Origin of the sequence: Nioella ostreopsis, assembly GCF_004000255.1 — a bacterium.
GTDB lineage: Bacteria > Pseudomonadota > Alphaproteobacteria > Rhodobacterales > Rhodobacteraceae > Nioella > Nioella ostreopsis.
Window position 1 is genome coordinate 118819 of sequence record NZ_RCIQ01000001.1, and the last position, 19996, is coordinate 138814.

Genomic DNA, 19996 nt, shown 5'->3' on the forward strand with positions numbered 1-19996 from the left:
TCTACTCCTTGTTGGATGTGGGTGCGGCCTTGGTGGCCGTCGTGTTTCGGGTGTTGGATATGCGTTCCGGCAGCAGCCCCTCTGGCCGCCAGAGCAACATGGAAACGATCAGGGTGCCAATGAGGATGTACTGGATCGAGCCCGCGTCAAGCTGCATCGAGTCGGGCACAAGCCGGGTCAGGGCAAATCCGCTGAGCGTCCAGGCCCCCCAGATCAGCACCGCGCCAAGCACCGCGCCGCGATTGTTGCCCGCGCCGCCGACGATCAGCATGGCCCAGATCTGGAAGGTCAGGATCGGCAGCAAGTCCTGCGGGCTGACGAAGGCGGTGTAGGAGACATAAAGCCCGCCACCCGCGCCCATGATCGCCGCACCGATGACCAGTGACCAGAGCCGCAGCCGCGCGGGGCTCTTGCCGAGCGCGCGGGCGGCGGTCTCATCCTCGCGGATGGCGCGCAGGGCGCGACCGAAGGGCGAATGCACCAGCCGCTCGATGCCCCACCAGACCAGGGCGAGAACGGCCAGCACGATCAGCAGGAAGACGACACCAAAGAGGAAGTTGCTCTCGATCACCGCTTCGAACGGGCGTGGAAAGCCGCGCATGCCCCTTGCACCGCCGGTCAGCCATTGGGAATTCCGGGCCAGCGATTCCAGCGCCACGGCCACGCCGAAGGTGGAAATGGCCAGATAGTCGTGCCTCAGCCGCAGCGTCAGCAGCCCCACCACCCAGGCCAGCGCCGCCGCCAGCAGGATGCCCCCGCCAAGCGCCACCAGATAGGGCAGACCAAAGCCGCCGAACTGGCCGGGCTCGGCCGGGCCGCCAAGGATCATCGTGCCATAGGCCCCGGCCCCGAAGAAAGCGACCACGCCGCCATTGAACAGTCCGGTGTACCCCCATTGCAGATTCAGCCCGAGGGTGATGATCGCCATGATCCCGGCCATGGTCAGGAAGAACGTCAGGTAGGACACCACGCCGATCATCTTTGATCCTCCCCGAACAGGCCCTGCGGGCGCACCAGCAGCACCGCCAGAATGATGAGGAACGGCATCGCAGGAGCGTAGCCCGAGGGTAGCACCAACAGCGCAAGGCCAGAGGCGATGCCGACGATGAAGCCCCCCAGAACCGCGCCGTAGACACTGCCGATGCCGCCCACGATGGTCGCTGCGAAGACCGGCAGCAGGAAGACCGGCCCGATCATCGGATTCAGCTGGTTGGTCAGCGCATAAAGCGTGCCCGCCGCCGCCGACAGGCTGCCCGCGATGATCCAGACCGCCGCGATCACGGTTGTCAGACGCACCCCCGCAACCTGCGCCAGCGCGGGGTTTTCCGCAACCGCACGCAGGGCGAAGCCGAATGTGGTGCGGGTCAGCATAAGATGCAGCGCCAGCATCAGGACCAGCGCCAGCGCCAGAACGAAGACCTGGTCGGGCTTGATCAGGATCAGCGGATCGAAGCTGAGGATGGTCGCGCGGGCGATCTCCTGCGAATAAAGCTGTGCGTGATGGCCGAAGATCAGCACGATCACGTTGCGGATGATCAGCGCCACGCCGAAGCTGGCAAAGACCATCGACAGCGGATCGGCCTTCTGCCGGATACGGCGGAACACCAGCCAGTCGATGATCACCGCAGACAGCCCGGTCAGCAGCATGGCGATCACCATCGACAGCGCCAGCGCCCCGGTCAGGGTCAGGGGCGCGAAGGCCTGATCCAGCACCGGCACCAGCGCGGAAAAGAGCCGGTCGAAGACCAGCGCCGCATAGGCCCCGATGGCCAGCAGTTCCGAATAGGCGAAATTGGCAAAGCGCAGCATATGCATGATCAGGGTCAGGCCAATCGCGCCGAGGGAAATGATCGCGCCTGTGAGGATGCCGTCAAGGATGCTCTGGATCATGACGCCACCATGCGCTTGCCGCCAAGGTAGATTTCCCCCACCACCGGATCTGCCGCGATCTGCGCCGCAGGCCCGTCGATCTGGTTGCGCCCTTCGGCGAGGATGTAGCAGTGATCGGCCACGCGCAGCGCCTGCTTCACGTTCTGTTCCACAAGCAGCACCGTCACCCCCTGCCCGGTCAGGCCGCGCGTCAGGTCCAGCACCTCGGCGGCGATCTTGGGCGACAGCCCGGCAGAGGGTTCATCGAGCAGGATCACAGAGGGCCGGTTCGCCAGCGCCATGGCAACGGCCAGCATCTGCCGTTGTCCGCCTGACAACGCGCCTGCGCGCTCGCCCCGCTTGTCGCGCAGCGCCGGGAACAGATCATAAAGCTCCTCCAGCCGCGTGGCGCGGTCGGGCGCGCGGCGCAGGACCAGCAACAGGTTTTCGCGGATCGTGAGGTGGCGAAAGATGTTGTCGGTCTGCGGCACATAGGCCAGCCCGTGCGACCCCATCAGGTCCGGGCGCAGGCCGGTGATGTCGGTGTCTCCCAGCATCACATGCCCGCTGCTGACCGGCACAAGACCCGCAATCGCCTTGATCAGGGTCGATTTCCCGGCCCCGTTCGGGCCGATGATGACGGTCAGCTTGGCGTGCTCCGCCACGACGTCCACATTGCGCAGGATCGGCAAGTCGCGCACATAGCCGGCCTCCAGCTGTTCGATGCGCAACGCGGTCATGCGGGCGCCCCCAGATAGGCGTCCAGAAGCTCAGGGTTTACGCGGGCCTCCTCGGCGGTGCCCTGGAACATGACCTTACCTTCGGCCAGCGCAATCACCGGGTCGCAGTGGCGCATGACGAAATCCATGTCGTGCTCGATCACCACGAAGGTGACGCCGCGCCGGTTCAGTTGCTCGATCCGGTCGATCAGGATATTGGTCAGCGACGGGTTCACCCCCGCCGCCGGTTCGTCGAGCAGGATCACGGACGGATCGCCCATCAGCGCGCGGCCCAGTTCCAGCAGTTTCATCTGCCCGCCCGAGATCTTTCCCGCCGGGTGATCCGCGAGATGTGCCAGAGTCACGAAATCGAGGATTTCTTCCGCTTTCGCGTGCAGCGTGCGTTCCTGTTCGGCCACGCGGCCCCGGCGAAAGAGCGCGCCTGATACTGTTTCACCCACCTGCGCGGGCGGGGCCAGCATCAGGTTGTCCATCACGCTCATCCGCCGGAAGGGGCGCGGGATCTGGAAGGTGCGGGCAAGGCCGAGCGCGAAAAGCGCCTCGGACGGCTTGCCTGTAATGTCCTGCCCGTTCAGGGACACAGTGCCGCTTGAGGGCTTCAGACTGCCCGCGACCATGTTGAACAGCGTCGTCTTGCCCGCGCCATTGGGGCCGATCAGCCCCGTGATGCTGCCCTTGCGGATGTCCAGCGTCACCCCGTCCACGGCCCGGAAAGGGCCGAAATCGCGGGTCAGCCCGGCAAGGGACAGGGCCGCGTCGGTCATGATCCGTGCACCTTGTCGGCCGGGTTGGTGTTGAGGTTGTATTTCATGATCCGCCCGTGGCGGCCGCTGCGGTCGCCCTCCAGCCCATAAACGGGGCCGTTCGGTCCACCCGCCTGCGCCAGAATCGCGTCGATCTTCGCCCGATCCTCCGCATCCAGCGCGAACCCGAAGACCTCCAGCGTCTTGGGCAGGTGGCGGGCATAGCGCGCGCCGACGATGGCGGCGGCAACCTGCGGCTGATCCAGCACCCACCGGGTCGCGACCGAGGACAGCGCCACGCCGTGCTTGTCCCCGATGGCCTGCAGCGTCTGCAACAGGGCCTGAAACAGCTCCCAGGGCCCGAATTCGTCGATGATCAGCCGGTATTTCACGAGGCTGCGGTTCTCGAACGCAAAGCCCGGATCGGGCTTGCCGAGCCAGTTTTCGGTCAGGAACCCGCCCGCCAGGGTGCCATAGGCGAGGATCTGCACATTGCGCCGTGCGCCCCAATCGCTGAAATCCCCGGCAGGACGGCGGTCCAATACCGAGTACTGCACCTGCGCCGAGACCACATCAAACCCCGCATCACAGAAGCGGTCCATCACCGGCGTGTTCCAGTTCGTCGCGCCCAGATTGGCGATCTTGCCCTTCTTCTGGCAGTCCTTCAGCACGTCGAGTGCCTCGACCGCGTTGCCGATGGACATATCCCACCAGTAGAACTGCACCAGCGGGATGCGCTCGATCTGCAGGCGATTCAGCGACCGGTCGACGATGGCCTCCACCTCGTCGGGGCGAATATCTGCCAGGCGGCCAAGGTCCGGCACCAGTTTCGTGTGTACCATCACGCGGTCCGCGACCTCTGCCCCCCGCCGGTTGCGCACATCGGCGATGAAATGGCCGATCATCTCTTCCACGCCGGTATAGATGTCGGCGCAGTCGAAGGTGGTGATTCCGGCGTCGAGGAAGGCCTCCATATCGGCGATGGCCTGCTCGCGCCGCACCTCGCCATGGTCACCGGCCAGCTGCCAGCCGCCCTTGATCACGCGTGAGATGCGGTGGCCGGGGCGCAGATCCGCCGTTTCCACGGTCATTTCTCGGTCTCCTGCCAATAGGGGGTGCTGCGTTGATCCGGCAGGCCCGTTGTCGCCGCGTGAGAATACCAGCGTTTGCCCTCACGAATGATGCGGAAGCGGCCGCCGCAATGCGGATCGGGGCAGGCGACCTCTGCGTCGGTGCTCATCCAGTCGTCCTCGTCTGTCAGTCGCTGCTTGGCGGGCAGAAGCGGCAGAAGGGCCGCCAGCGCATACATCGACAGCTTGTGAGGTTGGTCGAAGACGAGGTTTTCTCCGATCACGCGGAAGGAGTCCCCCTCCACATGGCGGCACACGGGCACACGCCCGTCCAGAACGGTATCGACCCGCAGGTCATAGAGCCAGAACCCCCGGTCCCCATCCTTCTCCATCGCACCGCCTTTCCGGTCTTGCCGTGTGATCTGCGATCTGTGATATTTAATCACAATGATATTCCGATTCTGTCAAGCATCACATGTCTGCACCAGCCATTTCCCGCATCGACCCGACCAAGCTGCGCGAGAACGCCTATTTCGCGCTGCGTGACGCCTTTACACGCGGGGCCTTCGCGCCCGGCGACGTGCTGACCCTGCGGGATCTGGCGGCACAACTGGGCGTGTCGATGACGCCCGTCAGGGAAGCGGTGCGCAGGCTGGTGGCGGAGGGCGCGCTGGTTGACACGCCAACGCGCAAGCTGATGGTGCCGCCCTTCGACGCGCGCCGCGCGGGCGATCTACTGGCGGCGCGGCTGGCGATGGAGGCGCTGGCGCTCGATCAGGCGATGGACCGGATGACGGGGGCGAACCTTGATGCACTGGACGCGGTGCTGGCGCGGGTGCCGGACACGCCGGGCAGCCAGCCCGACCTTGTCACCAACCATGACTTCCACTTCACGCTTTATCGCATCGGCGGGTCCGAGGTGCTGCTGCCCATCGTCGAGGCGCTGTGGCTGCAATACGGGGCCTATCTCAACCTGATCATCAACCGCCCCGGCGTGACCGACATCGAAGAGCATGTGCACCATTTCGAACTGATGTCGGCCCTGCGCGCGGGCGACCGGGCTGCGGCCCATGCGGCCTTGCGGGCCGATATCACGCGATCCTTCAACTTCCTTCTGCCCCCGGAGTGACCCCATGCCCGACCGTCCCGACCGCCTGAAACTCTCCGACAGGCTGGAGATTTCCCGCGCGCTGACGGGGCTATGGCAGGTCGCGGATATCGAGAAGGATGGCGCGACCATCGACCCCGACACCGGGGCGGATTGGCTGGCCGCCTATGCCGATCAGGGCTTTGACACATTCGACATGGCTGACCATTACGGCAGCGCCGAGATCATCGCCGGGCGGCTTCTGTCCCGGGGCGGCGCGCCCCGCCCGCTGGCCTTCACCAAGTGGTGCCCCGCCCCCGGCCCGATGACGGCCAAGGTGGTGCGCGCCGGGGTGGAGGAGCGGTTGCAGCGCCTGCAGGTGGACCGGATCGACCTGCTGCAATTCCACTGGTGGACCTTCGAACATCCCGAATGGCTCGATGCGCTGCACGAACTGGCCCGCCTGCGAGAGGAAGGGCTGATCGCGGAACTGGGAGTCACCAATTTCGACGCCGCGCATCTGAACCTTGCCCTGTCGGACGGTGTGCCGATCCTGACCAACCAGGTCAGTTTCTCGCTGATCGACCGGCGCGCAGCGGGGGATCTGGCCGAAGTGTGCGCCCGCCATGGGGCGTGGCTACTGGGTTATGGCACGCTTAATGGCGGGTTCCTGTCCGACAAGTGGCTGGGCCAACCCGAGCCGCAGGACATCACCGACTGGTCCAAGATGAAATATCACCGTTTCATCCAGACGGCGGGTGGTTGGGAGGCCTTCCAGTCCGTGCTGCGGGCTGCCGCCGGGGTCGCGCGTAAACATGGCGTGTCAATGTCCAACGTGGCAACGCGCTGGGTGCTGGACCAGGCCCGTGTTGCGGGGGTGATCATCGGCGCACGGCTGGGCGAGGCGGTGCATACCGCCGACAACCTGCGCCTGTTCTCCTTCGCGCTGGACGCGGAGGATCGCGCGGCACTGGACGCGGCTTTCGCGGTCACGACGCCCATTCCTGGCGATTGCGGCGATGAATACCGCAAGCCGCCCTTCCTGACCGCCTCGGGCGATCTCTCGCACCACCTCGACGCGATCCCCAAGCCCTTCACGCCGGAACCGGCGGGCGGATCCGCCACCCGGGTTCTAACCGGATCCTACTGGGAGAACGAGGCAGGCTATTGCCGGGCGCAGCGGATCGGGGACCGGGTGCTGGTGTCCGGCACCACGGCGATCGCGGGGCTCGACCGGCCCGTCGCGCCACAGGATGCAGGCGCGCAGACCACCTATATCCTCGACAGGATCATCGCCGCCGTGATCTCTCTCGGCGGGCGGGTAGAGGACATCGCGCGCACGCGGATCTACATCACCGATGAATCGGACGTGCTGGCCATTTCCCGCGCCCATGGCCGCGTCTTTGGCGACATCAAGCCCGCCAACACGCTGGTCCGGGTCGCCGGTCTGATCGGCGATCACAGGGTCGAGATCGAGGCCGAGGCCATCCTGAACCGGCAATAGGACCACGGCCGGACCCAAAACGCGGCGGGCGGCGATGCGTCGGGCTGGGGCCCTATCAAGAAGCGCCAAAGCCAGCGGCGCGAGGTGGCAAGGAACAAGCCGGATCACGCCCGTGGGGCGGGATCAACTGTCTCTGCCCCCCGCCAGCCGAGCCAGCAAGGACCAGAGCGCCGCCCCATCGGGCGACTGGACCCGGATCATCAGACGGTTGCCGCTGCGCGTGACATGAGCGCCGAGACCGCCGAACAGCGTTGTGGCCGATGGCGAGCTGCCATCGAGCGGCGTTGCGGTGCAGGCGGCAGCAATTTCCTCGACGCGGGGGCCCTCCAGCGAGATGAGGGTATAGAGGTCATCGGCAAGACTGATCGCATAGGACCCGTGCCAGCCGGGCGCCACGTCCAGTGGCGCGTCCGTGACCAGCAACGCCCTGTCCCGCGCGATGCGGATCGCGTGCGGCCCCTCCGGTGCCGGTGCCCCACATCCCAGAACGGGGGCGCCTTGCACCAGTGCGGAGATTGCCGCATCCAGATCGCCAGAGATCATCAGCGCCCCTCCGGGGGCGGCGCAGGCGACCGAGAGGCCGGGATACTCCGCCACCTGTCCCGGTTCCGGGCTTGGATTGGTCCAGCGACGTTCATCCATTCAGCCGCCCTCCCTCCGGGTCGAACGCACAGGCGGGGGTGACCTGTACGGATCGCGTTTCCCCCAGATGGAATGCGGTCAACGCCTCGCCCATCCGGGAACCGCCCGCCTCCAACAGGGCCAGCGCGATCGGGCGGTTCAAGGTCGGGCTGACATGGCTGGAGGTCACGAACCCGAGCGACCGGCGCGGTCCATCGCTGGCCACCAGATGCGCCCCCACGGGCAGCGGGTCGGAGCCTTCGCTGACCAGCCCCACCAACTGCCGCCGATCCTCGCGGCAAGCCTCCGGCGTGAACAGCGACCGTCGCCCGAAATACTCATCCTTGCGCTTGTCACGCGGCCCGCCCCAGCCCAGATCATGGGGCATGGTCAGCCCGTCCGTGTCCTTGCCGACGAGGATGAAGCCTTTCTCGGCGCGCAGGATCATCACCGCTTCCAGCCCGATCCAGCGGCCCTTGTGGGCCGCGCGCGCGGCCTCCAGTCGGGCGTGCAAATCGGCGCCATGGCGGGCCGGCACCGAGATCTCGTAGCTCAGATCGCCAGTGAAGCTAACCCGCGCCACGCGCAAAGGATGGCCGTTCCAGAGACCCTCCGCCACGCCCATATGCGGCAGCGCCAGCATCCGGTCGGGCAGCCCCGCCGCATGGGCCAGATCGCCCGCCCGCGGGCCGGTGAGCGTGATCGTCACCCAGTTGGCGGTCACGTCGTGGATATAGCTGCGGCGCGGATCGAACCGGTCCTGCCGCGCCTCTTCAAGGATCATCCGCACGCTGGCCACGTGACTGGACGACGCCGAGACGATGAAGCGGTCCTCCGCCAGCCGGAACACCACACCGTCATCATGGACGATCCCGGTTTCCGACAGCATGAAGCCATAGCGCGCGCGCCCCGGTTTCAGGGTCGACATGCGGATATAGCCGCAGAAGTCGAGCAACTCCGCCGCGCCCGGCCCGATCACCTCGATCTTGCCAAGGGGCGAGGCATCATAAAGCCCCACCGTTTCGCGCGCGGTCTTGGCCTCGGCCTGTGCCAGTGTGGATTCCTCGCCATCGCCGTAGACAGAAGGGCGCAGCCAGCCGCCATATTCGCGGAACCGGGCGCCCTGCGCGCGGTGCTGCGGCTCCAGCGCCAGCCGTTTCACCGGGTTGAACAGCTCCCCCCGCCTGAGCCCTGCGATGGTTTTCAGCGGCAACGGCGTGAAGGGCGGGCGGTAGGTCGTCGTGCCGGTTTCGGGGATCGACAGCCCCGTGATCGCCGACATCGCCGCCAGCCCCGCGAAATTGGCGCTGCGTCCCTGATCGGTCGCCATGCCGAGCGTGGTGTAGCGCTTGAGATGCTCGACGGAGCGATAGCCCTCCTGCGCGGCAAGCTTCACGTCCTTCAGCGTCACGTCGTTCTGCGGGTCGAGCCACTGGCGGCCTTTCAGCGTCGGGTCGGGACGCATCGGAATGAGCCCCCAATCGCCCGTGGTTGCCGCGCGCGGCGCGCGGCCTGTGCCGGTCCCGGCCCGGTGGCCCTCCTCCAGCGCGTGTTGCAGCCCGAAACCGCCGTTCGCGGCCCCCGCTACCGCCATGCTGCACGTCCCCGGACGCGGCACCAGCGCATCCGCCCCGGCATTCCAGTCCAGCTTGCCACCCGCCTGGCACCAAAGGTGGACCGAGGGCGTGTAGCCTCCCGAGACCAGCACCGTGTCGGCACCCACATGGCCGCCCTCGACCATCGCACCGCCAACCTCGCGCGCGCCCTTCGCTTTGGTCAGCCTGGCCCCGCGCAGGAGTTCCACCGCCTCAGGCGCATTGGGACCATCCGCCCGCGCATCCGCCAGCGTCACCCGCGCGCCCGTCTCGGCCAAGGCCGCCGCAACCGGGTAACTTGCGTCATTGCCCGTGGCCAGAAGGATCCGCCGCCCGGCCACGGCCCCGTAAAGGCGCAGGTAATGCAGCGCCGCCTCTGCCGACATCACGCCGGGCAGGTCGTTATTGGCGAACCACAGGGGCCGCTCGATGGCGCCAGCGGCCAAAACGACGGTCGCTGCCCGGATACGCCAATGCCGGTCCGGCTGGCCCTCTCGCCGCTGCCATGCCGCATAAAGCCCATGATCGAAGGCACCCCAGAGCGTCGTGTCCGTCATCACGCGGCCCCCGGCGGCCTCGACCGCCTTCACCGTCTCGCTGGCAAACTCCCGCCAGTCGCCGCCGTCGATCTGCCCGCCGCGCCAACGCAAACTGCCGCCGACCTCGCCCGCCTCGTCAATCAGCCAGACCGCCCGCCCCTGTGCCGCCGCCGCCTTCGCCGCCGCCAGACCGGCAGGTCCCGCCCCGATCACCAGCAGATCACAACGCGCGTTCATCGGCACCGCATCCGCCGCCGGATGGTGCCCCGGATCGACGCGGCCTAGCCCCGCCATGCGGCGGATCATCGGCTCCCACCGCATCCAGCCGAGCGCCATGAAGGTCTTGTAGTAGAACCCCGCGGGCAGGAACCGATGCGCAAGGTCCATGATCCCGAACCGGTCCCGCGCCGCGTCGGGGGCCGCGTTGACCGAAGTCAGCGCCATGCCGTCCCGCAGCCGCATCTGCGTGGCGCGCGCATTGGGGGTAAATCCGTCCGGTCCGGTCACGTCGAGGATCGCATTCGGCTCCTCGCCGCCCATCCCCCACAGCCCGCGCGGGCGGTGATACTTGAAACTGCGCCCGAGGATACGGGGGCCCGAGGCCAGCAGCGCCGAGGCCAGCGTGTCGCCCTCGAACCCCGTCAACGTCTGCCCGTCGAAGGTAAACCCGAGCGGCTTGTCGCGGTCGATCCCGCCGCCAGAGGGAAGCCGCCAGCCGCTCATCCGTCCCTCCCCGGCAGGGCCGTCACATCCGTGATTTCCCGCGTGACCGTGTCGCGGGTCATCACGAAGAACTCGCCGCAGGTCGCATGCACCCAGACCTCGCGCGCGGCGCCCTTGGGCGCGTCATTCAGGTAGAGGTAGTCGGCCCAGTCGGCATCGCTGACCTCTTCGGCCGGTTCCGGGCGGTGCTTGCCCGCCTCGGCGGCGAAGTGGAACTCGGTTTCCTCGCGCGGCCCGCAGAAGGGGCAGGTGAATATCTGCATCGTCTCGCCCCCCTAGTGCGAAATCCCGGCGCCCGCGGCCTCGTCAATCAGACGCCCGCGCGCGAAGCGGTCCAGATCGAAGGGGCGGCTGATCTCGTGGTGCTGCCCCTTGGCCATCAGATGCGCCAGCAGCCAGCCACCGGCAGGGATCGCCTTGAACCCGCCGGTGCCCCAGCCACAGTTGATGAACAACCCCTCCGGCCCCACCGGGCCGATGACGGGCGAGCTGTCGGGGACCACGTCCACCACCCCGGCCCATTGGCGCAGCAGTTTCAGTTGCCCGAAGGCCGGGAACATCTCCAATAGGCCCGAAATCACGACCTCCTGCGCGGGCAGGTTGCCCTTTTGCGCATGGGTCGGCACCCGGTCGAGCCCGCCGCCGAAGACCATCTCGCCCTTGTCGGACTGGCTGACATAGGTGCCGGTGCCGAGATACAGCAGCACCGTGTCGAGACAGGGTTTCACAGGTTCCGACACGAAGGCCTGCAGAGCGTAGGTATGGATGGGCAGGCGCACGCCCGCTTCGGCCACGATGCCCGGGGTTGCGCCAGCGGCGGCCACGCCGACCCTGTCCGCGCGGATGGTGCCAAGGCTGGTTTCCACACCGGTGATCCGCCCGCCCTCGATCAAGAGGCGCTCCACCGCGCAATTCTCGATGATATCGACGCCCCGGTCGGACGCGCCGCGCGCATAGCCCCAAGCCACCGCGTCATGGCGCGCGACCCCGGCGCGGCCCTGCCAGATGCCACCCATGCATTTATACCGCGCATCAGCGGTCTGGTTCAGAAGCGGAATGCGTCGCAACGCTTCCTCCGCGCCCATCAACTCCCCATCCACGCCATTGAGTCTCATCGCATTGGCGATGCGCGCGCAGATCTCCATCTGGGCGGGGGTATGGGCCGCAATCAGCATGCCGCGTTGCGAGAGCATGACGTTATAGTTCAGCTCCTGCGAGAGACCCTCGTAAAGCCGCAGCGCCAGATCATAGAGCGCCACGCTTTCGGGGTAGAAATAATTCGAGCGCACGGCGGTCGTGTTGCGCCCGGTGTTCCCGCCCCCGATCCAGCCCCGTTCCAGAACGGCAACCCGGCTCATCCCGTGGTTCTTGGCCAGGTAATAGGCCGTGGCCAGCCCGTGCCCGCCACCTCCGATGATGATCGCGTCATAGGCCGGTTTCGGCCGTGCCTTGCGCCAAGCAGGCCGCCAGCCTCTGTGGCTCCGCAGCCCCTCGCGCAGCAGGGAAAAGGCGGAATAGCGGGTCATGACAAGGGGCGCTCCGTCGAACGCTCGGCAAAACTGCGGCTAAAGCGGATGAACTCTTCGACTTCCTCCGCGCTGGGGCGCACCCCGGTGAAGCAGTAGAGATAGCCCGCGAGGCGCGGCAGGCGTTCTTCCAGCGTCTCGGCCAGTTCAAGCGCGTAGTAGCCAAGCTGCTGGTAATAGAGCACGCGGGCGCGAATATCGGCCTCGGCGGGGTCATAGCCGTGGCGGATGAACATCTCGGCGATCGCGGCATGGCGCGCGGTGTCGGAGCGGTCGATCACTCGGCGCACCTTGCCATCCCGCCGCGCCCATTCGCGCACCGCGAAATCGAGCTGGTGGTTGAACCCGTCGGGATCGACGATGCAGCGGAAGAAGTTGTTGACCGCAGCCGTGATCGTCTTCGCGGGCATCCGGCAATGGGCCACCATGATGCCAGTATTGGTGCGCTCCCACTCCGCAAGCAGCTGGTTCAGCAGGTCCTGACGGCTTTTGAAGTACCAGTAGAAAGAGGACCGAGAGACCTCCAGCCGATTGCCGATGGTCAGTACCTTCACGCTGTCCACCCCGTCGCTGATCAGGATGTCGCGGGCCACATTCAGCCAATCTTCGCGCGTCACCTTGGTATGGGCGACAGGACGGGTTTCATGGGGTGCGGTCCTTGGTTTCTCGGTCAATGGTCTGGTCCGTCTGTGCGTTTGCCTGAGGCTATCGCGCGGCATGGGGAATTGCGAGGGGGCTAGCTGACCGGTGGTGCGCCACCTTCGGCGGTGCGGCGGGCGATGAAGGCATCCAATGCGGCAACACGGTCCGGGGTTGCGCAGGTCGGGGGCTGGTGATCTTCGACGATCTTTTGCCAGACATCCGTGGCCCGCGTGTTCGCGTCCCGCGATCCGCGTTCGGTGAAGGTGCCGAAATTCGACCAGTCGGCAACGATGGGTTCGTAGAAGGCCGTGGCATAGCGCTCCATCGTATGGGCGCAGCCGAAGAAATGCCCGCCCGGCTGCACTTCGGCCAGCGCGTCCCATGCGATATCCGCATCCTCGGAGGGCGTGCCGCTGCACAGTTCAGCGATGACCTGCACAGCCTCCATGTCGGTGATGAGCTTTTCCATCGACACCGACAGCCCGCCCTCGATCCAGCCCGCCGCGTGGATCACGACCGTGGCACCCGCCAGCACCGCGCCCCAGAGGCTCATCTGCGTTTCATGGGCGGCCTGCACGTCGTTCACATTGGCCGCGCATCCCGCCGCGTTGCGCCAGGGCAGTCCAAGATGGCGCGCAATCTGGCCCGACAGAAGGCTCGCCTTGACCTGTTCCGGCGTGCCGAAGGCGGGCGCCCCCGATTTCATGTCGACATTGGAGGCGAAGGCCCCATAGAGAACCGGCGCGCCGGGGCGCACGAGCTGCGTCAGCGTGATCGCTGCCATCGCCTCGGCATGGGACAGGGTTACCGCACCCGCTACCGTGATGGGCGCCATTGCCCCCATCAGGCAGAAGGGCGTGACGATTGCAGGTTGCCCATGGCGGGCGAAGTCGATCAGCCCCTGTGCCATGGGAATATCGATCTGGCGCGGGGAATTGGTGTTGATGATGGTGTAGCAATGGGCGCGGTTCAGAAAGTCCTCATCCGACAAGCCCCGGAAGTCGCGCAGCATTTCAAAGCAATCCTCCGCCTGCCCGGTCCCGCGCGAAAAGACGAAGGGGATCTTGTCCGACAGGGTCAGTTGCGTGCGGGTGAACGCATAGTGGCGCAGCGAAACGTCCACGTCCTGCGGCTCCACCCCGGGCGACAGCATCTGGATCGCGTCGAAATGCTGGACGAGCTTGGTCAGCTCGACCACATCCGACAACGCCCCCGGCCTGCGCCCCCGAAGACGGTCGGTCACATTGGGCGCGCCCGCGCCAGATTGAAAGCTGAGCGTTCCCAGTTCCATCTGAAGATCACGCTCGGGAACAGCGCCATGCAGCCGGAAGCTGCGCGGGGCAGCGGCAATCGCGGCCTCCACGATCTCACGCCCCAGAAAGACCATTTCGCTGGCCTCATCCACCCGCGCGCCAGCCGCCTTGTAGATCGCCCGTGCCTCGGGCAGCAGCACCTTGACGCCAAGTTCCTCCAGCACCCGCAGGGCGGTCTGATGGATGGCCTCCACCCGGTCTTCGCTGACGGCAGGGACCGCCGGGAAGGGGTTCTTCAGCTGGCGATATTGGGGGATACGCCCCGAAGGGGTGCCCGCCTCCCCCCCGCGTCGCCGTTTTCGCCGACCACCGGTTTCGATGAGGCCAGTCATGACCCGGCCCTTTGCCCGCGCATTGCGCCGCCCGCAGGATCATAGGGCGATGGCGCGATGACCGTCGCCTTGCACTCCTGCCCGACGATATGGACGGTCAGGTCTGTGCCCTCTGCCGCCGCGCCCCGATCCACCATTGCCAGCGCCAGCGATTTCCCGACCGTGTGGCCATAGCCGCCGGAGGTCACGAACCCCACGCGCCTGCCGTCCTGCCACACCGGTTCATAGCCGCTGGCATCCGCGTCGGTCGCATCGACCTCCAGCGTGACGATCACCTGTCGGGCCCCCGCATCGCGCTCTGCCAAAGCCGCCTCGCGGCCGACGAAATCGCCCTTGTCCCAGGCGATCCAGCGATCCATGCCGGTCATGCCCGGCGTGTACCCTTGGGTGAACTCCGCCGACCAGATGCCGAAGCTCTTCTCCAACCGCAGGCTCAGCAGCGCATTGAACCCGACCTCGCGCAACCCGAGCCCGTCGCCTGCCTCCAGCAAGGCCCGGCGCAGCGCGATGTGATCGGCGGCGGAACAGTGGATCTCATACCCAAGCTCCCCCGCGACCGAGAGCCGCCCGATCTTCGCGCGCACCAACCCGACATCGAACGATCCGCAGCCCATGAAGGGCAGGTCGGCGACGGGTCCATCGGTCAACCGTTCCAGCACCTTCAGGCTGTTGGGACCGGAGAGCGAGAAGCCAACCGTCGCATCGGAGATATCGGCCACGGTCACATCCGCGCCCATGTGATCGGCGAACCAGCGCATGTGCCATTCACGCAGGTAGTAGCTGCCCATGATCCACCAGCTGCCATCGCCCCAGTTGAACACGGTGAGGTCACCCTTCAGCTTGCCCGTTTCGCTCAGCATCGGGGCCAGTCGCGCGCGGCCCGGGGCGGGCAGCTTCGACGCCATGATGTGATCGAGCCAGGCCTCGGCACCTGCCCCGGTCACTTCAAAGCGAGAGAAGGCCGATATGTCCAGTAGGCCAGCGGCCTCGCGCACCGCGCGGCATTCCTCGGCCACGATGGGGAAGGCGTTGGAGCGTTTGAGGGTTGGCGTTTCCTCGAACCCTTCGGGCGCAAAGTAGAGCGGCAGTTCCAGCCCGTAGCTCGCGCCCCACCGCGCCCCTGCCGCCGTCATCGCGTCATGGGCCGGGGCCATCTTCAACGGACGGCCTGCGGGCAGTTGCTCGTTCGGATAGGTCATCACAAACCGGCGGGTGTAGAACTGGCCGGTGGTTTCGCGGATGAAACGCTTGTTCTGCGCATAGTCGCCGAAGCGCGCCACATCCATGCCGAAGACATCGGCCTCCGGCTCGCCATGGATCATCCATTCGGCCAGCGACTTGCCCACACCGCCGCCCTGAAGGAAGCCCGCCATCACGCCACAGGCGCACCAATAGCCCGGTTTGCCGCGCACCGGCCCGACCAGCGGGTTGCCATCGGGCGCGAAGGTGAATGCCCCGTTGACCCAGGTCTTGATGCCGACATTCTGCAAGGCGGGATAGCGTTCAAATCCAAGGATCAGTTCTTTCTCGATCCGATCGGGATCTTCCTGCTGGAGCTCGAACCCGTATTCCCAAGGCGCGCCATCCATCATCCAATGCTGGTGGTCGATCTCGTAAATGCCCAGCAACATGCCGTTCTGGTCCTGCCGCATATAGGTGAACCCTTCGAGATCGACCGTCAGCGGCATCTCCTTGTCCAGCGCGGCCACTTCCGGGATCGTGTCGGAGATCAGGTAGTGGTGATTGAGGGGAGAGACGGGCAGCTCGATCCCCGCCATGCGGCCGACCTGCTTGGCCCAGAGACCGGCGGCATTGACGACATGTTCCGTATGGATCGTGCCCTTTTCGGTGACGACGTCCCATCCGTCCCGCGTCTGCACCAGCTCCAGAACGCGGTTGTGCTCGATCACCTCGCCGCCATATTTGCGGGCCGCGCCAGCATAGGCATGCACCGTGCCCGTCGTATCGACATAGCCTTCGCGGTCGGCATACATGCCACCCAGAATGCCATGGGTCGACATCAGGGGATTCAGCTCTCCGGCTTCCTCGGCAGAGATCAGGTGAACATCGTCGATCCCGATGGACTGGAAGGTGCGATAGGCCGATTGCAGCCATTCCCACCGGTCGGGCGTGCCCGCCAGCGTCATGCCGCCGGTCATATGCATTCCAACCGATTGGCCCGATTCCTTCTCGATTTCGGTAAGCAGGTCGATGGTATAGGCCTGCAGCGCGGCAATATTCGGGTCCGCGTTCAGCGCGTGAAACCCTCCCGCCGCGTGCCAGCTGGACCCCGCCGTCAGCACTTTGCGTTCGATCAGGCAGACATCTTTCCAGCCGAATTTCGCGAGGTGGTAAAGCACCGAAGCCCCGACGACGCCACCGCCGATGATCACGGCCCTGTAGTGAGATTTCATCTTCTTCTCCCTTGCAGAAATCGGCTGCCCAAACCGGTGCCCGTTTCTCTAGACAACACTGTCTAGATTCGTTCGTCAAGAGGCTTGCTCTTGCCGGAAAGCCAAGCCTAATCCTCGCTAGGGCCCTGTTTTATAATGGGTTTCCAAAGCGTCTCTGAAAGAGATTGACGGAATCGCGGGGATGGAAAATTCTATGGACAGTTGTGTCCACAGAATCACGACACCCCGTTCAACAAGGGAGATCCCAGTCAATGACCCGCAAGACGCACCCCGTCGCAGCGCTCTACGCCCAAGAGTATGAGGCCGGACAGCTCAGTCGCCGCGAATTCCTGAGCCGCGCCACGATGCTAGGCGTATCGGCCACCGCGGCCTATTCGATGATCGGGCTGACCATGCCCGCCCCGGCCCATGCGCAAGCGATGCGGGGCGGCACCCTGCGGGTGAACATGGAAACCAAGGCGCTGAAGGATCCGCGCCTGTGGGACTGGACGGAATATGCCAATTTCTGCCGTGGCTGGCTGGACTACCTGACCCAGTTCAACCGCGACGGCACCGTCACCGGCGCGCTGTGCGAAAGCTGGGAGGCTAACGAGGACGCCACCCAATACACCCTGCATCTGAGACAGGGGGTCAGCTGGAACAATGGCGATCCCTTTACCGCGTCCGACGTGGCCTTCAACCTTGAACGATGGGCCGACAGCACGGTCGAGGGCAATTCGATGGCCACCCGCGTGGGGGCCTTGCAGGATGCTGACACCAACCAACTCGCCGAAGGCGCGGTGGTGGTTGTCGACGACCACACCCTTCAATTGAACCTGCAACGCCCGGACATCGCGATTATGGCAGCGTTGTCGGACTATCCGGCGGCTCTGGTCCACACCAGCTACACCGGCGGCGATCCCTCGGAAAATCCGGTTGGAACAGGGGCCTACCTGCCCGTGCATAACGAGGTCGGCGTGCTGCAGGTGCTGGAGCGCAACCCCGATCACGATTACTGGCGCGAAGGCGGCTGGCTGGACCGGATCGAGTTCATCGACCTCGGCACCGATATGGCGGCGGTCCTCGCCTCGGCGGATGCGGAGGATATCGACCTGACCTACCGCACCGATTCCGACTATGTCGCAGCCTTCGATTCCATCGGCTGGACCTCGACGGAAGCCGTTACAGCCAACACGCTTGCGGTGCGGTTCAATCAGAACTCTGCACCCTTCGACAATCGCGACGTGCGCCGGGCTTTGCAGATGGCCGTGGACAATTCGACCATCCTGCAACTGGGCATTGGCGGCCTGGGCCTTCTTGGCGAAAACCACCATGTCTGCCCGATCCACCCGGAATATGCTGAACTGCCGCCGCTTCAGGCCGATCCCGAAGGGGCCATGGCCCTGCTGACCGAGGCGGGTCACGCGGATACGGTGTTTGAACTGATCTCGCTCGACACCGAATGGCAGTCCAACACCTGTTCGGCTGTCGCGGCCCAGATGCGCGACGCGGGCATAACGGTGGAACGCCGCATCATGCCCGGCGCGACCTTCTGGAACGGCTGGACGGAATATCCGTTCTCGGCCACGGAATGGGGTCCCCGTCCGCTTGGCGTTCAGGTGCTGGCGCTGGCCTATAAATCGGGCGTGCCCTGGAATGAATCGGGCTTTGCGAATGCGGAGTTCGATGCGCTGCTCGATCAGGCCATGGCCGTGGCCGATGCCGACGCACGGCGAGAGATCATGACCCGGATTCAGCAGATCATGCAGGAGGAAGGGGTGATGATCCAACCCTACTGGCGGTCGGTCTTCAACCACTCCAACGGGCGTTTCGCCAATGTCGACGTGCACCCGTTCTACGAGCTTGCGGTTCATGACATTCATATGATCGGCTGAACCACAGTCAGCCAACAGATCGACCGGGCCGCGTTTCTGGTGGCCCGGTCGCCTGGCTGCAAATTTGGGCTGTAACTGACGTGTTCAGTGACTCGCGCCCTGACTTCCTGCCTGACCTTCCACGTCCCGCGAGGACTGCTACCGACCCGAAACAAACACTTAGGCCGCTGCTTCTGACTTCTTGTCTGATTCCGTCCCCAAGTAGGTCGAAACCCCCTCTCCATATGCACGCCCGGTGTACGGGGGGTGTACAGGGGGTGTACGGGGGGCACCCCCCTCTTTTCGGGCGTATCCCGAACCCGCCCGGTAGTGGTTGCGCGTGCCACATGGTCTGATCACACGGCAACCGGGGCGCGTGACGCACACGCCCCGGCTTTTGTCACCAGATGCCCGATCTCAACGCAGGAGGATCTCCACGGGCCGGCGCCCCGCAACTCTCGCTTACCGGTCTAGCATGAATTCCTTCAGCATATCGGCAAGGCGCTCCTCCGCTTCCAGGGCGAGGCTGTGGCCGCATTCTTCGAAGACTTCGGCTTTCTCGACGCCCGCCGACAGACGGGTCATCTGCTCTTCCACAAGCGGCCCGAAGAACTCCGGTGCGCCGACGGTCATGATTGGAAGTGTCAGTTTTTCCTTGCGCAGGTCCCGCACGATGTCGGCGTTCCGGAAAGCGGCGCGATAGGTTTCAAGCGTTCCGCGCAAACCGCCGGGCGCCTTCAGGCAGGATACCCATTCGTTCATCGCCTCTTCGGTAATGGCGTTCGGGTTCCAGGTTTCCGCCTTGATCCAGAATTCCCAGAATTCCCGCTCCTTGCCGGAAATCAGCATTTCGGGAAGATGGGGGATCCAGAAGAACGGGATGTGCCAGACCCAGACACCGTTCTGGCGGAACTGGGCCGAGATATTGTCAGGCGTGAAGAAAGAGGCCTCTTCCAAGCCTTCGCCGGACAGCAGCATCTCGCAAAATGACAGGGTCTTGACGCGGTCACGTTCGGTTGCGGCCAGAACATAGGCAAATTCCGCGCCGCGATCCTCACCATGGACGTGGAACCGGTCATGGCCGAGAAAGCTCATCAATTCCGCCAGATCGCGCGCATTCGCAAGGCTGTCATAGCCTTCGCTGACCGGCGGCTTGTCGGTATAGCCGAACCCGCGCAGGTCGGGGGCGACCACCGTGAAATGCCGGGTCAGCAGGGGGAAAAGCTTGTGCCAGTAGTAGCTGGTTTTGGGGGTGCCGTGGACCAGCAGCAGGGGCTCGCCCTGGCCCGCGGTAATGTAGTGCATGCGGATGCCATTGACGCGGGCGCGCCCATGTTTGACCGGCGCGCCGGTGTGGTCGAAGACTTCAGCCATCTTTACTTCCTCCTGTCCCTGTTCGTGAAAACTGGCCCGGGCTGCGGATAG

At 65.4% G+C, this 19996-nt stretch carries 17 protein-coding genes; 3 read left to right on the forward strand and 14 right to left on the reverse strand.

What is annotated here, in order from left to right; translation table 11 throughout:
- Position 1: 1 nt before the first annotated feature.
- From EP237_RS00675 to EP237_RS00700, 6 genes are read right to left on the reverse strand one after another with little or no spacing between them, the layout of a single operon-like run.
- Positions 2 to 979, reverse strand: a complete 978-nt coding sequence (locus EP237_RS00675; protein WP_127557066.1) for a branched-chain amino acid ABC transporter permease — start codon at positions 977 to 979, stop codon at positions 2 to 4.
- A complete protein-coding gene (locus EP237_RS00680; RefSeq protein WP_127557069.1) occupies positions 976 to 1890 on the reverse strand; it encodes a branched-chain amino acid ABC transporter permease in 915 nt (304 codons plus the stop codon). Before EP237_RS00680 ends, EP237_RS00675 begins: the two co-directional genes overlap by 4 nt.
- Complete coding sequence (locus tag EP237_RS00685; RefSeq protein ID WP_127557071.1) at positions 1887 to 2609, reverse strand: ABC transporter ATP-binding protein; 723 nt, start codon at positions 2607 to 2609, stop codon at positions 1887 to 1889. The genes EP237_RS00680 and EP237_RS00685 overlap by 4 nt, the downstream gene beginning before the upstream one ends.
- Positions 2606 to 3373: an ABC transporter ATP-binding protein gene (locus tag EP237_RS00690; RefSeq protein ID WP_127557073.1), complete on the reverse strand. Its 768-nt coding sequence runs from the start codon at positions 3371 to 3373 to the stop codon at positions 2606 to 2608. The genes EP237_RS00685 and EP237_RS00690 overlap by 4 nt, the downstream gene beginning before the upstream one ends.
- Positions 3370 to 4443: an aldo/keto reductase gene (locus EP237_RS00695; protein ID WP_127557074.1), complete on the reverse strand. Its 1074-nt coding sequence runs from the start codon at positions 4441 to 4443 to the stop codon at positions 3370 to 3372. Before EP237_RS00695 ends, EP237_RS00690 begins: the two co-directional genes overlap by 4 nt.
- Positions 4440 to 4814 (reverse strand): TIGR04076 family protein, encoded by a 375-nt coding sequence (locus EP237_RS00700; protein ID WP_127557076.1) that lies wholly within the window; start codon positions 4812 to 4814, stop codon positions 4440 to 4442. The genes EP237_RS00695 and EP237_RS00700 overlap by 4 nt, the downstream gene beginning before the upstream one ends.
- Positions 4815 to 4897: 83 nt before the next feature.
- Between EP237_RS00700 and EP237_RS00705 the strand changes: the two genes are divergently transcribed.
- Positions 4898 to 5551: a GntR family transcriptional regulator gene (locus EP237_RS00705; RefSeq protein ID WP_127557078.1), complete on the forward strand. Its 654-nt coding sequence runs from the start codon at positions 4898 to 4900 to the stop codon at positions 5549 to 5551.
- Positions 5552 to 5555: 4 nt separating this feature from the next.
- The gene (locus tag EP237_RS00710) at positions 5556 to 7013 is read left to right on the forward strand and encodes an aldo/keto reductase (protein WP_127557080.1); all 1458 of its coding nucleotides are present in this window, start codon (positions 5556 to 5558) and stop codon (positions 7011 to 7013) included.
- A gap of 123 nt (positions 7014 to 7136) precedes the next feature.
- On the opposite strand, the gene EP237_RS00715 is transcribed toward EP237_RS00710, so the two are convergent.
- The 7 genes from EP237_RS00715 to EP237_RS00745 all read right to left on the reverse strand — a co-directional run bounded on the left by EP237_RS00715 (position 7137) and on the right by EP237_RS00745 (position 16718).
- Positions 7137 to 7655, reverse strand: a complete 519-nt coding sequence (locus EP237_RS00715) for a hypothetical protein (protein ID WP_127557082.1) — start codon at positions 7653 to 7655, stop codon at positions 7137 to 7139.
- Entirely contained in the window at positions 7648 to 10491 is a 2844-nt protein-coding gene (locus tag EP237_RS00720; RefSeq protein ID WP_127557084.1) for a 2Fe-2S iron-sulfur cluster-binding protein, read from the reverse strand. Before EP237_RS00720 ends, EP237_RS00715 begins: the two co-directional genes overlap by 8 nt.
- Positions 10488 to 10754 carry a sarcosine oxidase subunit delta gene (locus tag EP237_RS00725; RefSeq protein ID WP_127557086.1) on the reverse strand — a complete coding sequence of 89 codons (267 nt, stop codon included), beginning with the start codon at positions 10752 to 10754 and terminating at the stop codon, positions 10488 to 10490. Before EP237_RS00725 ends, EP237_RS00720 begins: the two co-directional genes overlap by 4 nt.
- A gap of 12 nt (positions 10755 to 10766) precedes the next feature.
- A complete protein-coding gene (locus EP237_RS00730) occupies positions 10767 to 12017 on the reverse strand; it encodes a sarcosine oxidase subunit beta family protein (protein ID WP_127557088.1) in 1251 nt (416 codons plus the stop codon).
- Positions 12014 to 12691: a TetR/AcrR family transcriptional regulator gene (locus EP237_RS00735; protein WP_240661414.1), complete on the reverse strand. Its 678-nt coding sequence runs from the start codon at positions 12689 to 12691 to the stop codon at positions 12014 to 12016. Before EP237_RS00735 ends, EP237_RS00730 begins: the two co-directional genes overlap by 4 nt.
- A gap of 62 nt (positions 12692 to 12753) precedes the next feature.
- Positions 12754 to 14304, reverse strand: coding sequence for a trimethylamine methyltransferase family protein (locus EP237_RS00740; protein WP_127557092.1), 1551 nt, complete (start codon positions 14302 to 14304; stop codon positions 12754 to 12756).
- Positions 14301 to 16718 (reverse strand): GcvT family protein, encoded by a 2418-nt coding sequence (locus EP237_RS00745; RefSeq protein WP_127557094.1) that lies wholly within the window; start codon positions 16716 to 16718, stop codon positions 14301 to 14303. Before EP237_RS00745 ends, EP237_RS00740 begins: the two co-directional genes overlap by 4 nt.
- Before the next feature lie 251 nt (positions 16719 to 16969).
- On the opposite strand from EP237_RS00745, the gene EP237_RS00750 reads away from it, so the two are divergent.
- Positions 16970 to 18592: an ABC transporter substrate-binding protein gene (locus EP237_RS00750; RefSeq protein ID WP_127557097.1), complete on the forward strand. Its 1623-nt coding sequence runs from the start codon at positions 16970 to 16972 to the stop codon at positions 18590 to 18592.
- Between the two features lie 441 nt (positions 18593 to 19033).
- Here the strand turns inward: EP237_RS00750 and EP237_RS00755 are convergent, their stop codons facing one another.
- Positions 19034 to 19945, reverse strand: coding sequence for an alpha/beta fold hydrolase (locus tag EP237_RS00755; RefSeq protein ID WP_127557099.1), 912 nt, complete (start codon positions 19943 to 19945; stop codon positions 19034 to 19036).
- Positions 19946 to 19996 lie beyond the last annotated feature (51 nt).